At 33.8% G+C, this 12,330-nt stretch carries 14 protein-coding genes and 1 pseudogene; 6 read left to right on the forward strand and 9 right to left on the reverse strand.

Annotation, left to right across the window (positions count from 1 at the left end; all coding sequences use genetic code 11):
• Positions 1-38 precede the first annotated feature (38 nt).
• The 6 genes from OM962_RS01225 to pgsA form a co-directional block, all read right to left on the reverse strand.
• Entirely contained in the window at positions 39-908 is an 870-nt protein-coding gene (locus tag OM962_RS01225) for an SPFH domain-containing protein (RefSeq protein WP_264330553.1), read from the reverse strand.
• On the reverse strand, positions 892-1,932 hold the full coding sequence (locus tag OM962_RS01230) for a M23 family metallopeptidase (protein ID WP_264330554.1): 1,041 nt from the start codon (positions 1,930-1,932) through the stop codon (positions 892-894). The genes OM962_RS01225 and OM962_RS01230 overlap by 17 nt, the downstream gene beginning before the upstream one ends.
• Positions 1,929-2,669 carry a YebC/PmpR family DNA-binding transcriptional regulator gene (locus OM962_RS01235; protein WP_211907905.1) on the reverse strand — a complete coding sequence of 247 codons (741 nt, stop codon included), beginning with the start codon at positions 2,667-2,669 and terminating at the stop codon, positions 1,929-1,931. Before OM962_RS01235 ends, OM962_RS01230 begins: the two co-directional genes overlap by 4 nt.
• Before the next feature lie 7 nt (positions 2,670-2,676).
• The gene (bamD, locus tag OM962_RS01240) at positions 2,677-3,354 is read right to left on the reverse strand and encodes an outer membrane protein assembly factor BamD (protein ID WP_264330555.1); all 678 of its coding nucleotides are present in this window, start codon (positions 3,352-3,354) and stop codon (positions 2,677-2,679) included.
• Between the two features lie 67 nt (positions 3,355-3,421).
• A complete protein-coding gene (locus OM962_RS01245) occupies positions 3,422-4,402 on the reverse strand; it encodes a hypothetical protein (RefSeq protein ID WP_264330556.1) in 981 nt (326 codons plus the stop codon).
• Positions 4,403-4,502: 100 nt separating this feature from the next.
• The gene (pgsA, locus tag OM962_RS01250; protein ID WP_264330557.1) at positions 4,503-5,045 is read right to left on the reverse strand and encodes a CDP-diacylglycerol--glycerol-3-phosphate 3-phosphatidyltransferase; all 543 of its coding nucleotides are present in this window, start codon (positions 5,043-5,045) and stop codon (positions 4,503-4,505) included.
• A gap of 119 nt (positions 5,046-5,164) precedes the next feature.
• On the opposite strand from pgsA, the gene OM962_RS01255 reads away from it, so the two are divergent.
• The 3 genes from OM962_RS01255 to grxD are packed head-to-tail and all read left to right on the forward strand — an operon-like array spanning position 5,165 to position 7,075.
• A complete protein-coding gene (locus OM962_RS01255; protein ID WP_264330558.1) occupies positions 5,165-6,484 on the forward strand; it encodes a malic enzyme-like NAD(P)-binding protein in 1,320 nt (439 codons plus the stop codon).
• 38 nt (positions 6,485-6,522) lie between these two features.
• A complete protein-coding gene (locus OM962_RS01260) occupies positions 6,523-6,741 on the forward strand; it encodes a BolA/IbaG family iron-sulfur metabolism protein (protein ID WP_006012412.1) in 219 nt (72 codons plus the stop codon).
• Positions 6,742-6,757: 16 nt separating this feature from the next.
• The gene (gene grxD, locus OM962_RS01265; RefSeq protein WP_264330559.1) at positions 6,758-7,075 is read left to right on the forward strand and encodes a Grx4 family monothiol glutaredoxin; all 318 of its coding nucleotides are present in this window, start codon (positions 6,758-6,760) and stop codon (positions 7,073-7,075) included.
• 57 nt (positions 7,076-7,132) lie between these two features.
• On the opposite strand, the gene OM962_RS01270 is transcribed toward grxD, so the two are convergent.
• Positions 7,133-8,044 carry a hypothetical protein gene (locus OM962_RS01270; RefSeq protein WP_264330560.1) on the reverse strand — a complete coding sequence of 304 codons (912 nt, stop codon included), beginning with the start codon at positions 8,042-8,044 and terminating at the stop codon, positions 7,133-7,135.
• Positions 8,045-8,192: 148 nt separating this feature from the next.
• Positions 8,193-9,227 carry an efflux RND transporter periplasmic adaptor subunit gene (locus tag OM962_RS01275; protein ID WP_264330561.1) on the reverse strand — a complete coding sequence of 345 codons (1,035 nt, stop codon included), beginning with the start codon at positions 9,225-9,227 and terminating at the stop codon, positions 8,193-8,195.
• A gap of 292 nt (positions 9,228-9,519) precedes the next feature.
• Here OM962_RS01275 and OM962_RS01280 point away from each other — a divergent pair.
• The 3 genes and pseudogenes from OM962_RS01280 (at position 9,520) to OM962_RS01290 (ending at position 10,676) form a co-directional block, all read left to right on the forward strand.
• Positions 9,520-9,867 (forward strand): annotated as a pseudogene (locus OM962_RS01280) (IS630 transposase-related protein).
• A 28-nt stretch (positions 9,868-9,895) separates the two neighbouring features.
• Positions 9,896-10,378, forward strand: a complete 483-nt coding sequence (locus OM962_RS01285) for an IS630 family transposase (RefSeq protein ID WP_264330460.1) — start codon at positions 9,896-9,898, stop codon at positions 10,376-10,378.
• A 34-nt stretch (positions 10,379-10,412) separates the two neighbouring features.
• Positions 10,413-10,676: a hypothetical protein gene (locus tag OM962_RS01290; protein WP_264330562.1), complete on the forward strand. Its 264-nt coding sequence runs from the start codon at positions 10,413-10,415 to the stop codon at positions 10,674-10,676.
• A gap of 334 nt (positions 10,677-11,010) precedes the next feature.
• Here OM962_RS01290 and OM962_RS01295 read toward each other — a convergent pair whose 3' ends face one another.
• Positions 11,011-12,279 carry a hypothetical protein gene (locus tag OM962_RS01295; protein WP_264330563.1) on the reverse strand — a complete coding sequence of 423 codons (1,269 nt, stop codon included), beginning with the start codon at positions 12,277-12,279 and terminating at the stop codon, positions 11,011-11,013.
• Between the last annotated feature and the right edge of the window lie 51 nt (positions 12,280-12,330).

Genomic DNA, 12,330 nt, shown 5'->3' on the forward strand with positions numbered 1-12,330 from the left:
CAGTGACTTGCATTCATGAAACCCAATCGGCTTCTATGCTAATTATTATCCAAACTAATAGTCGGCTGTGCATCCTGCTCAGAGATCAGAGCAACTAGCAAATTGTTTATCAATTGAACCTTTTGTTTTCCATCCAATTGTAAGCTTTTATTTTTTTCAAAATGGGCTATTACTTCTTCGATAATTCCTATTGCATTTTGCACTATATGCTTTCTTGCAGAGGTGATGGCATGTGCTTGTTGACGCCTCAGCATTGCCTGTGCAATCTCAGATGAATACGCCAAATGCGATATTCTCGCTTCTGTAATTTCAATTCCAGCAATATTCAATCTTTGTTGTAGCATTGACCGCAATTCATTTGAAATTTTGTCAGAGTTTTTACGCAAAGATTCTTCATCGTTTTCGCTATCATACGGATAATTACTTGCCAGTTCTCTAATTACCGAGTCACTTTGCACAAAAACAAAATCATGATAATTATTAACATTATAATATGCCTTCGCAGGACTGCTCACTCTCCAAACAATTACTACTGAAATCTCTATCGGATTTCCATTAGCATCATTAACTTTAATTTTTTCTGTATTGATATTCTGAAATTTCAAAGAAACTCTATATTTACTCGAAAACGGAAGCGTTACGCATATTCCAGACTTAAAATAAGTTCCAATATAATGACCAAAAAACTCTATCACTCTTGCTTCATTAGGATCATTAACGAAAAATCCTTGAGAAAAAGTCAATATTGAAACAGCAGCAACTCCAAGTGCAATTGTGCTGTCATACACAAAAAGTACCAATAAAATTAACCCTAGCGCTATTAGTACAGGAAAAGCCCGAATTTTACTTAGATTTCTATCATTTATTGTATTTTTATCTGTACTGTCTTCATCAGATTGCTTTTTCACTTGCACCCTCTCTGCTGATTATTTCATCTACCTTACTTACAAATAATTTAAACTCTCTTAATTCACGATCAGGCAACTTTATCTCATTGCCATGAGCTATCGTAAGCGGATCAATATGTTTACCATTATATATAACTTCATAATGTAAATGAGGTCCTGTTGCAACACCAGTGCTGCCAACATAAGCAATGATTTGTCCCTGCTTTACTTTAGAGCCTAACTTTATATCGCTACTAAATTTGCTTATATGTGCGTAACAAGTTGAATATTTATTGTTGTGCTTTATTTTGATGTAATTCCCATAGCCACCATTCTTTCCTATATATTCTATTACACCTTCTGCAGTGGCGTGTATAGGAGTGCCAAGTTTAGCTGCATAATCTACTCCTTTATGAAAAGCAATTTTACCATGAATGGGATGCTTTCTATTACCAAAATTCGAGGATATACGAAAATCTCCGTTCAAAGGACTTACGAAACTCTTTAAGCTTATCCCCTCTTTATTAAAATACTCTTCTTTGCCGTTTTGTGACTCATAATAATATAAACTTATAGCTTTATTGCTTGTTGTGAGTGAAGTATATAAAATTTTTTCTTCAGCCTTCTGATCACTCTCACACAGAACTTCCAACTTGCTTTTGGGCACAATGTCTTTTTTAAAATCTACACCATAATCTTTATATATGCTGATTAATCTCATTATTGTATCTGGCGCCAAACCTTCTGCATCAAAAAAAGAGGATTTTATGTCACTGGATATGAATAACAACTTTCTATCACTTTCTGTCACCAAAGCAGCTTTTTTTTTTCTGATCCCGTCTTGGAATAACACTGGAGAGTGGGTTAGTGTCATTTCAGTGCTTGACCAAATTTTTAATCGAAAATGTTGTATAGCGTGCTGTTTACAATCAATTTTGCTGGATTCCAGTGTCTGGGCACTGGAATGACAATAGTCTTTCTGCGCAAATGTTTCAGTTGAATATGATGGTAAAATACAAAGCAGTGGAAGTATTACCAGCCTCATAGTTTATCAGCAAAAATAAAATTACCTTCAACATACTGCACATCATCATTATCTTCTAGCTCTTCAACTAATATAGATAATTTATCAATTAATTCTTTGTCGCTAACTTCAATCAGGTCCTTTGGTTGCCATGAAAGACGAGCAAGTTCTGGTTCTCCAAATTTTGTATAGAAAGCGTCACGTACTTTACCAAAGTCTTTTACTTCACAAGTTATAACATATAATTCTTCTTTGTTATTTTCCTCAACATTCAATACTTCTAATTCAATTCCATAGTTAAATAAATCTTCAAAATTTATACCCTCTGCTTTATAGACAATTAAGCCTACATGATCGAAAAGGTAACTCACACATCCTGTTTCTCCCAAATTACCGCCTTTGCGAGAAAAGATATAACGTATCTCAGAAGCAGTTCGGTTGCGATTATTTGTCAGAGCATGGACAATAAGTGCAGCACCAGAAGGTCCGCAGCCTTCATATTGTATTTCTTCATAACTTTCTCCAGCAACGTTACCAGCTGCATTTTTTATTGCTGTTTCTATTTTATCTTTTGGTAGATTTTCCTTTCGCGCAGCAAAGATAGCAGAGCGAAGACGTGGATTGAGTTCGGGATCAGGCAGCCCTTGTTTTGCAGCAACTGTTATTTCCCTAATGAGCTTCGTAAATTTTTGCGAGCGCTTTGCATCCTGAGCACCTTTTCGATGTTTTATATTTGAAAACTGTGAATGACCAGCCATAAGAAAACTAATTCACCCCTTCTGCTAACATATTTTCATACTGCTCAGCTTCTAAGTCAAGGCCAAGAGCTAAGTGAGCTGTTATTAAATAACTAATAACTCTAGAAGAATATTTATCGCTTATCATATTTTGAAAACGCTTAATTGCTGCTAAATATTCACCACGCTTTAGGTAAAATTCACCAATAGAATACTCTTTTTTTGATATATGTTCTGTGATTAATTTTTCTTTTTCTTTGATCTCTTCTATATATTCGCTATTCGGAAAAAGATTAATATATTCAGTAGCTAGCTCTAAAGTTTTATATGCAATTTGTTGCCCAAGCTGCACTTTATTAATTTGCATGTAATAAGATAATACTCTTAAGTAATATACATATGGCAAATCTTCACCATTTGGATAAACGTATATATAATCATCCATATCACTTGCAGCACTGCTGTAGTTACCCATATTATAGTAAGAAACTCCAGATAATAATTTTGCTTTCATTGCCCAATAAGATAAAGGATACAAATCCTCTATCTTTTGAAATGCTCTAATAGCTTGCTTATATTTTTTCTGATCATAAAGCTTAACTGCCTCCTCATATAGTTCAGTTTCAGTGTGTTCCAGATCATTCCCATACGACTGCACAAAGGAGCAAATAAGGAGAAAAAAGCATATGATTAAAGTCTTATACATAAGATTTTTTTTGATCAAAATAAAGTATAGACTAAATATTACCTAAATAAACAAATTTTTGGCATTATCATCGAGCAAAAACCTGCCCTTTCCCTATATTACCTATACCAGCACCTGTTGGAACACCTTTTCCACTCACTTCTACGTTCTCTAGCTTTCTAATATAAGAATGTATGATCAATCCACTTCCGACCATCAAAAGAGTAATACCTACCAGACCTAAAGCAGGCCCAACAGCAGATGATGCTAATGCTACTTCAGAAATCAACATTATCCTCCTAATTAGTAATAAAGAAGAACCAGCAATCATTAACTTAGCTGTAGACATATTGCTTGTCTTTTTTTCAAATTTCTCATCAAAGCCTTGCTCTTTTTCTAATTCAGAATTTTTATTTTTCTTGTACTCACAATAGCAAAAAGTAGCACTCGCTACAAAGTAGAATATACTAGAAATTGAAAAAGCTACGTCTTCTATTATTCCTTGTGCCAATGCTTCGCTTACTATGCTAGCCACAATAACTAATGTAACTAAAGCAGCATCAGCATAGTTACAGTAATCATCAACTGTATAAGGAATGTCTCTCTTTTCTTTTTCTCCATCTTCAATATTCTCCAACTCTCGTTCTTTTTCTGCTATTTTTCTATTATTATAAATTAAATATAGCGTGCAAATAAGAGATAAGACTGTGAAAGGTAATATAATATGGCCTAATGCACCGCTTATAAGGCCAAGTAATACCTGATCGCTACATGTTTTTTCGAGCTCAATTGCCATCAGCAATGCAAATGGAACCATTGTTGCCAATGATACACATTTTCTATTTAGCTCTCTTTTTTTTAAAGTTAATAACTCCTGTTCCAGCTTCTGCTTTTTTTTTCCTTCTTCAAGTATTAATAATTCTTGCTCAAGTTTTTTTCTCTTTTTTTCTTCTTCATCAACTGTTGACCAGAAATCTCGAAAAAAATCCTCTATTTTAGTATCTTTCTCAGAACTTGATCTCTTAAAGGAAGACTCAGTATTAAAGCTATCTATAATAATACCAGTCATACAAACTTGACTAATTTATAAACTAATACATTATACAGGATTTTAACTAATCAGTCAATATTGTGAAATTATTAACTTTCTTTGTATACTCTTAAGCAATTTAGTCAATCTGTTTGATGCCAGCTAGAACGTAATTATAGCCTGACCACATAGTCATAACAGCTGCAGCCCACAAACAAATCACACCTATGTATTTAGTTGTTTCATAATCACTCATTATTAACGCCACTATAGCAACCATCTGAAAAAATGTTTTAATTTTCCCAGCTTTGCTCACAGGTAGACTAACGTTTGTAGCTATCAAAAACTCTCGTAAACCCGAAACTAATATCTCTCTACAAACAATTATAACTGACGGTATGATTGTAACATCATCTATTTTTTGCTTATAAACTAGCATGATTATTGTTGAAACTACTACTAACTTATCAGCAATTGGGTCAAATAATTTGCCAAAATTCGATTGGACTTTCCATGCACGTGCTAAATAACCATCAAAAAAATCTGTAATGCACGCAAACATAAAGATCAATATTGTTATTAGACTTGCATATTTACTTTCTATATAAAAGCTTGATATTATTGCCGGTATCGCGAGCGCACGAGAAATTGTTAGCAAATTAGGCACGTTTTTCTTAAGCATGTAAGTCACACTATTGGTAGATAAACTTATACAGAAGTACAACAGAATTCACAAGCTAATAGTTGAACATTCATAAAAACCCCATATACTTAAAAAATTACTAACAATAAGCTCAAAGCATGAATAATGATTTAGATAACACCACAAAACAAGAAGCACTTAAGTACCATAATAAAAGTGGTAAACCTGGTAAGGTATCGGTTATACCAACAAAACCCTTATCCACACAGCATGACCTATCACTTGCTTATTCCCCTGGTGTTGCAGCCCCATGCCTTGCAATAGCTAAAAATCCTAAAGCTGTTTATGATTACACGGCAAAAAGCAATTATGTGGCTGTCATTTCAAATGGCACCGCAGTCCTGGGACTTGGCAATATCGGTCCTCTTGCTTCAAAACCCGTCATGGAAGGCAAAGCTGTTTTATTTAAGCGTTTTGCTGACATTGATGCAATTGATATAGAAGTTGACACAGAAAACATAGAAGATTTCATCAATGCAGTAAGGTATCTTGGTCCAAGTTGGGGGGGAATAAATCTAGAAGATATAAGATCTCCTGATTGTTTTATAATAGAGAAACGTCTAAATGAGTTGATGGATATTCCGGTGTTCCACGATGATCAACATGGCACTGCAGTAGTTGTTGCAGCTGGTATAGAAAATGCCCTCGATATTGTTGGAAAGAAATTAGGAAATGTAAAGATCATCATGAATGGTGCTGGAGCAGCTGGTATTGCGTGTTTGGAAATACTGAAGTCTATGGGTGCTAAGAACATAGTACTATGCGATAAACAAGGAGTAATACACAAAGACAGAAAAGAGGATATGAATGAGTGGAAAGAAAAATATGCAATTGACACTAAAGAACGTTCTCTACTCGATGCCATAAAAGATGCTGATGTATTCATCGGACTCTCTGCAAAGGATGTGCTCAGTGAAGGAATGTTAAAAAGCATGGGTAAAGACCCAATCATTTTTGCTCTTGCTAACCCTGATCCAGAAGTAAGGCCTGAATTTGCAAAATCTGTAAGGCCAGATGCAATAATTGCAACTGGTAGGTCAGATTATAACAACCAAGTCAATAATGTAATGGGATTTCCTTACATATTCAGAGGGGCACTTGATGTATATGCAACGACAATAAATGATGAAATGAAAATTGCTGCTGCAGATGCAATAGCAAAGCTTGCTCGCGAGCCAGTGCCGCACGAGATATCTGCAGCCTATGGTGGTCGTAAAATGAGCTATGGACGTGAATATATAATACCTACTCCATTTGACCCAAGATTAATTTCTATAGTATCTCCTGCTGTTGCAAAAGCTGCAGTTACCTCAGGTGTAGCAAGAAAGGAAATAAAGGACTGGAATGAGTATGCAAGTCAATTAAAATCTCGTCTTGCTAGTGCTCTCAGCACGCTGAATCTATTGTCTTCACAATAATCAATTGCATATTTTAGACTTATAATTAAAATAAACTGATGACTATTACAATTCACGAGTTAGAGAAAATTATCAAACAATCATTTCCTGATGCTGATATAAAAATTAAAGACCTTGCTGGAGATGATGATCACTACCATTTAAAAATAACTTCCAAGTGTTTCTCTGGAAAGACAAAAATAGAACAACACAGAATGGTATACAAGGCTCTTGAAGGTCAGTCTATACATGCATTGCAACTAGAAACTGGAGCTTAAAATTAAGGTGATATTTATGAACAACTTTGAACAAATAAAAAAAGACATAGCAGAAAACGATGTAGTGCTGTATATGAAAGGCACCTATGACTTTCCTCAATGTGGATTCTCTGGGCTTGTCGTATCAATTCTCAAAAATTTGAATGTAAAGTTTAAATGCATCAACGTACTTGAGAATGATGAAATACGTCAGTCCATAAAAAGTTTTTCTGATTGGCCAACAATTCCACAAATATATATAAAGAGAGAGTTTATTGGTGGCTGTGACATAATCCGCGAGATGTATGAAAAAGGTGAATTACAGAGTTTATTGAAAGAAAAACAGATTGTTTAGTAAGGAAATAAGCAAGAAAAAAATAGGCGTGCCTCACACCTAGCCTGATTAAAAACTTTAGTTTTTTGACTTTTGTACACTATTTGTACATAAGACATTCTCTTTAAGAAATGTACCAGGCCAAGTAATATTTGCCTGTACATCACTAATAGCGCGTGCCATATTTACATTTTGTTTAGCCTTTTTTATTAGAGAACTTAATGACGTACTGATTTTATCAATAATGCGCAGATCAGCTTTAGGAACACTTGCTTCAATTGCTTTCAGACCACTTTGCACTTTATCAAGGCTATCACTTCTTATGGCAGCAGCAATATCTATAAACAATCGCTTTAGCTCTCGAGGTTGATCTTTTATAGTAAAAAGATAGTCTGGAACGATTTCGTAATCACCATTAACATTTTGTGTGCAATATTCTTCAATAGCCTCTTTTGCATCGTAGTAATCTTGTGGATTATCAGAACAAGAATATGCTGCACAAGATTCATTTCTATAATAAGGACTCCCATTACTCTCAATGTTTTCTATTCTCTTCTTTACACTAGAAACTAAACCTTTTCCAAATACGATAGTATCGTCTCTGTCTGATTTTGAAACAGCCTCTAATAGAGTAGGTATTGCGTCTTGTCTGTAACTAAAGATAAATTCTATGCATGGAATATTACCCAAACTATTTCTAGGGCCTTCTCCACACAAAAATTTACTTGAAACATGTTGTATAAAAAAGTTAACTACATCACTTGAACTACTGTCTCCTAGCATAAGTAAAAATTCGGGAAATCTAGGATATTTATTCAAAAATAATGCACCATATATTCCATCGTCAATTGACTCCAATTCATTGTCAAAAATAATACTCCTTATCTTATTATAATCCTGCTCATTTATAGCTTCTTTTAACTTTTTATTTAAGTCAAGGTTATTCAACTCACGATAACGCTTATACTTTTCTTCACTAATACGTGGCATATAATACACTCTCTTTTTATAAAATATTTATACAATTAGCTTGCTTGTTAACAATTGTCAATACTTAGATAAGTATATTAGTAAGTATTTTTATAATTATTGCTAACACGGAATTTTATCTGATTTTTACTAAAAGTGTATATACAAGCTAAACCTTATCACCAGGCTTAACAAAGAGATGGCCCAATGTTATTAACTTTATAGGCTTATCTTCGTTATTTACTACCAACCAAACACCATCATCTTCATGATCAACAATTTCTATTGCTGTAAATACTACATAATTATTGTCATCAACAATCTTTATTCCAAGAACGCCATCATCACTTAAGCTTAAGGCCGAAGAAGGAATTTTATATGCAAATCTTTCACCTGAAGGGAGGCTTACACTAGCAGTCAGTCCTTGCAAGGATATAATCTCATTATCAGTTACCTTTACCTCCACTCTATAAGATCCAGTTTTAGGCTCAGCAATTTTACTAATAAAACTCACTTCACCTACTAATTCCCTTCCGTCTAGCAAATTAATTTGCGCTGCACTACCCAGTTTTATTTTATTTACTTCATTTTCTGAAACATACAACACTACAAGAACCTGATCAAAATTAACTATGTCAGTTATCTTATGTCCAAGATTAACAAAATCCCCTTCATTTACGTTGATCTTATCTATATAACCATCAATAGGAGATTTAATCGCAGTGTTTTCTAAATCCAACTCTAGCCTTTTTAGGTCAGCTTTTGCACTCTGCAATGCAGTAAAAGCTGCTTCCACTTTTATTTGTGCTCCATACCCTTTTGTATTCAATTTTTTAGAGGAATGATACTCAATTTCACGCTGATTTAATAAAGCTTTGGCTTTCTCAACTTGTGCAACTCTGTCATAATCTTCTATCTTTAAAATTACATCGCCTCTTTTTACTTTTTCACCATCAGACAAATAAATAGCAATAACTTGACCACTTGTTCTTGAGACAAGGCTTGCCCTATGCAAGGGATTTACTGTACCAGAAAAATTTAAATATACAGTGCGATTTTGTGGAGTATAATCCTGAGTTTTTACTGAAAAACTACTAATTGGATTATCACTATGAACCGCCTGATCTTTTTTTAAAAATGTACTGTTGATAAAAAACAGTAGAATAAGAGCAATACTGGAAACGATGATTACTTTGTTTCTCATCCTTAAACAGTAAAATTTATTGAACAATCTTGTTAGAAATAACTGCATAAATTTTCGAATCAGAAGTGTAAGTATAATACATCTATTGTCACTCTATAAACAGTTTTATGTGAGCAAATTTTTCTAAAATTAAGTAAGTTTGCTAAAACGCAATTTTAAATCAAGAAACCTTATCCAAAAAGTTATTATGTCAATATAAGAATTAACATTATATTATCATATAAGTACTAACGTGGTGTTATAGTATTTCCTAAAGTAAATGATAAAGGTATAATAAAGTATTTGAGTTATAATGGCATATAGTGTGGATTTAAGGGAAAAGGCAGTATTGATGATAGAAAAAGGTAAGACAAAGGTTGAGGTAGCAGAGCTTATGGAGATAGGAATAGCAACTCTTGTACCGTTGGTTAAAAAAGAAAGCTGCTGGTGAAAGCCTCAAGCCATCTAAAACGGTAGCTTTATTCGAAAAATAGACCCCAAAATACTCGAAGAATATGTTACAAAGAATCCAGATCATACTCTGGCAGAGATGAAACAAAATCTTGGATTTGGAATAAACTCAATTTGGTATAGACTAAAACAGCTAAAAATTACTTTAAAAAAAAGTCACACTATATCAAGAGCGCAATCAAGAAGATAGGGAGCAATTTATTGATAAAATCTCAAAAATAGACCATTCCAGCATCTTATATATAGATGAAGCAGGAGTTGATAATAAGTTATACCGAGAATATGGACGCGCTCCAAGAGGAAAGAAAATTTATGCAGATATTCCAGGGAGAACTCGAGAGAGAATCAGTATAGTAGCCGGGTGGATTGGAAAGAGATTTATTGCACCAATGACTTTCAAAGGTGGGTGTGACAAAGAGGTATTCAATACATGGTTGGAGAAGATGTTATTACCTAAATTGCCACTTGGCACAACTATAGTTATGGATAATGCTACATTTCATAAGACCACTAAAACAAAATCATTAATAGAGTCTTTTGGCTGTCATTTGCTGTATCTTCCAACATATTCACCAGATTTGAATCCTATAGAATACTGTTGGCATACCATCAAAAGCCGCCTCAGACCTCTCATGTATAAATATACAGACTTACAGCTTTTGGTTGGTAATACCATAATGGAACTTTATCATCCATTTTAGAAAATACTATAGTTTTATAATTAAGGAGTACATTATGACAAATCCTATACTAAACCCTCCATTTCAATGGAAGGCACTTCATGATTGCTATAGAGAATGTGAAGAAAAGTCCCCAGGTAATAGTTGGTGGGTAACAACAGAGCGAAATAATTGCAAGTGGTACTGTCGTCTGAAAGATACTCATGGCTTATTTAAATCTGATTCACAAGAAGAGTCGACACCTATTGATATAAGTAGTACATTCAGAGAGATTGGAAATAAATTCTATGATCTTGCAGATTCAGTGTCTGTTCTATAGTAAAATAAAGGTATCTATTCAGCAGAGTGGTAAAATAAGGTAGATGGGAAAAGACAACTATAGGAACAAATAGGTGTCATCCCAGTGTCAAGCACTGGGATGACACCTATTTATTTTCGGTGCTTCCTTTCTTGTCATCCGAGTAGCCTTTGCTTGTCATTCAAGTAGCAGACACTCGAATCCATTATACTCCGTAAATTTAACTGGATGCCAGTGTCTGAGCACTGGCATGACAACAAAGGAGCTACTTTCATGACACCCATTTGTTTATATGGTTGTCTTTTCTCATCCACCTTATTTTGCCACCCTGCTGAATAGATATATTAGCATATATTTAAATAGGGTAATAGCCCATCACTAAATGGGTACCCAATTGCTCAACACTATCAATTTTAATTTGTAAAGTGTCCTTTATAAACTTGTTAGCCTTTTCTATGCTCATCGTAATTATATATTTATTTTTTTGAATACGCGATGAATAGCTACATTTATGTAAGTCTAAAATTTCAACAAATCTGCTTCTATCATCTTTATAGTGAAAAATTACGTTAACACCCACAGCTTCTTCTTTATCATATTTAATATCAATTTTTGGTTTATGGCCATAGTTTGCTCCAATAATCCTTCTTATTGAGTGTTCTACTGCCATTTTTATTATTTTAGGATTACTGCAGTCTGAAACAGGCACTGATTTATAATCATGAGCAGCTACTTTAGCATAAACCGACTGGCTTTCTAATTTATCTGAGTATTTTTCATTAAATTCCTTTATCTTTTCAAAATGTCTTTCATATTGAGTCAATCCATCTTTCCCTTTTTTCTCCATCCTTTTCAAGAATTCCTCTACTGGCTCTCGTTTGGCTAGAGTAATTTTGCGTATAAGCGGAATTTGTTTTTTCAAGCTAATCCAATATGGTAGGCAAACAACTTTTGCACCTTTCGAAAATAGACCTTCTAATTTTTTCACTGCATTGTATAAGTTTGCTGGTTCTGGTTTATAATGCCCACTATTATTGTCTATATAAGTTATTTCACCATTTACCACTTTCATTAAACCAGAACATAAAACTGGCTTACCACCTGCAAGAGTTGAATGACGATAAGCCCATTCGCTTTCGTTAACATTAATATGTTCATGAGTTACTAGCTTTCCGTCAAGCGTGATCACATAAGCTACACAACCTTTTTTATCCTTACTAATTTTATCAGTTGTATCATATAGTTTGCCTTTAAAGCCTTTTAACTTGTTTTCTGGCATTAAGTCAACGTATAATTTTCCTTTATAAGGAATTTTGGTATATTCTGCTTGGTCATCTGGAGTAAAATACTTAACCCTTGTATTAGTTCCAGGAATTTTTCTTCCTTCAACTCCAACTTCTGGAAACAAATTATATCGTGGAAAAAAATAAGTAAAATTATTCTCTATCCAATACAGAATCTTATTTATGATACCAAAAACCTTTCTATTACCTAAATCAATAGAGAGTTGCTGTTCCTTTGGTACTGCTAGATGATTGGACTTTGTACCAGATTTGCCAAATTCTTTGGCAGCATATTTAAACTTTTCTAGTAAATATTCCTTACGTTCTTTTGATATTGACATTTTTACCTCACTTACTATTATTTTATCCTATATTATTTTAGACAAAAAGTC

This window comes from Wolbachia endosymbiont (group B) of Erebia ligea (genome assembly GCF_947179575.1).
GTDB lineage: Bacteria > Pseudomonadota > Alphaproteobacteria > Rickettsiales > Anaplasmataceae > Wolbachia > Wolbachia pipientis_C.

Coding starts and splice junctions, on each gene's coding strand:
- OM962_RS01230 (WP_264330554.1), bottom strand. CDS start 1,932: ATGAGGCTGGTAATACTTCCACTGCTTTGTATTTTACCATCATATTCA.
- OM962_RS01235 (WP_211907905.1), bottom strand. CDS start 2,669: ATGGCTGGTCATTCACAGTTTTCAAATATAAAACATCGAAAAGGTGCT.
- bamD (WP_264330555.1), bottom strand. CDS start 3,354: ATGTATAAGACTTTAATCATATGCTTTTTTCTCCTTATTTGCTCCTTT.
- OM962_RS01245 (WP_264330556.1), bottom strand. CDS start 4,402: ATGACTGGTATTATTATAGATAGCTTTAATACTGAGTCTTCCTTTAAG.
- pgsA (WP_264330557.1), bottom strand. CDS start 5,045: ATGCTTAAGAAAAACGTGCCTAATTTGCTAACAATTTCTCGTGCGCTC.
- OM962_RS01255 (WP_264330558.1), top strand. CDS start 5,165: ATGAATAATGATTTAGATAACACCACAAAACAAGAAGCACTTAAGTAC.
- OM962_RS01260 (WP_006012412.1), top strand. CDS start 6,523: ATGACTATTACAATTCACGAGTTAGAGAAAATTATCAAACAATCATTT.
- grxD (WP_264330559.1), top strand. CDS start 6,758: ATGAACAACTTTGAACAAATAAAAAAAGACATAGCAGAAAACGATGTA.
- OM962_RS01270 (WP_264330560.1), bottom strand. CDS start 8,044: ATGCCACGTATTAGTGAAGAAAAGTATAAGCGTTATCGTGAGTTGAAT.
- OM962_RS01275 (WP_264330561.1), bottom strand. CDS start 9,227: ATGAGAAACAAAGTAATCATCGTTTCCAGTATTGCTCTTATTCTACTG.
- OM962_RS01290 (WP_264330562.1), top strand. CDS start 10,413: ATGACAAATCCTATACTAAACCCTCCATTTCAATGGAAGGCACTTCAT.
- OM962_RS01295 (WP_264330563.1), bottom strand. CDS start 12,279: ATGTCAATATCAAAAGAACGTAAGGAATATTTACTAGAAAAGTTTAAA.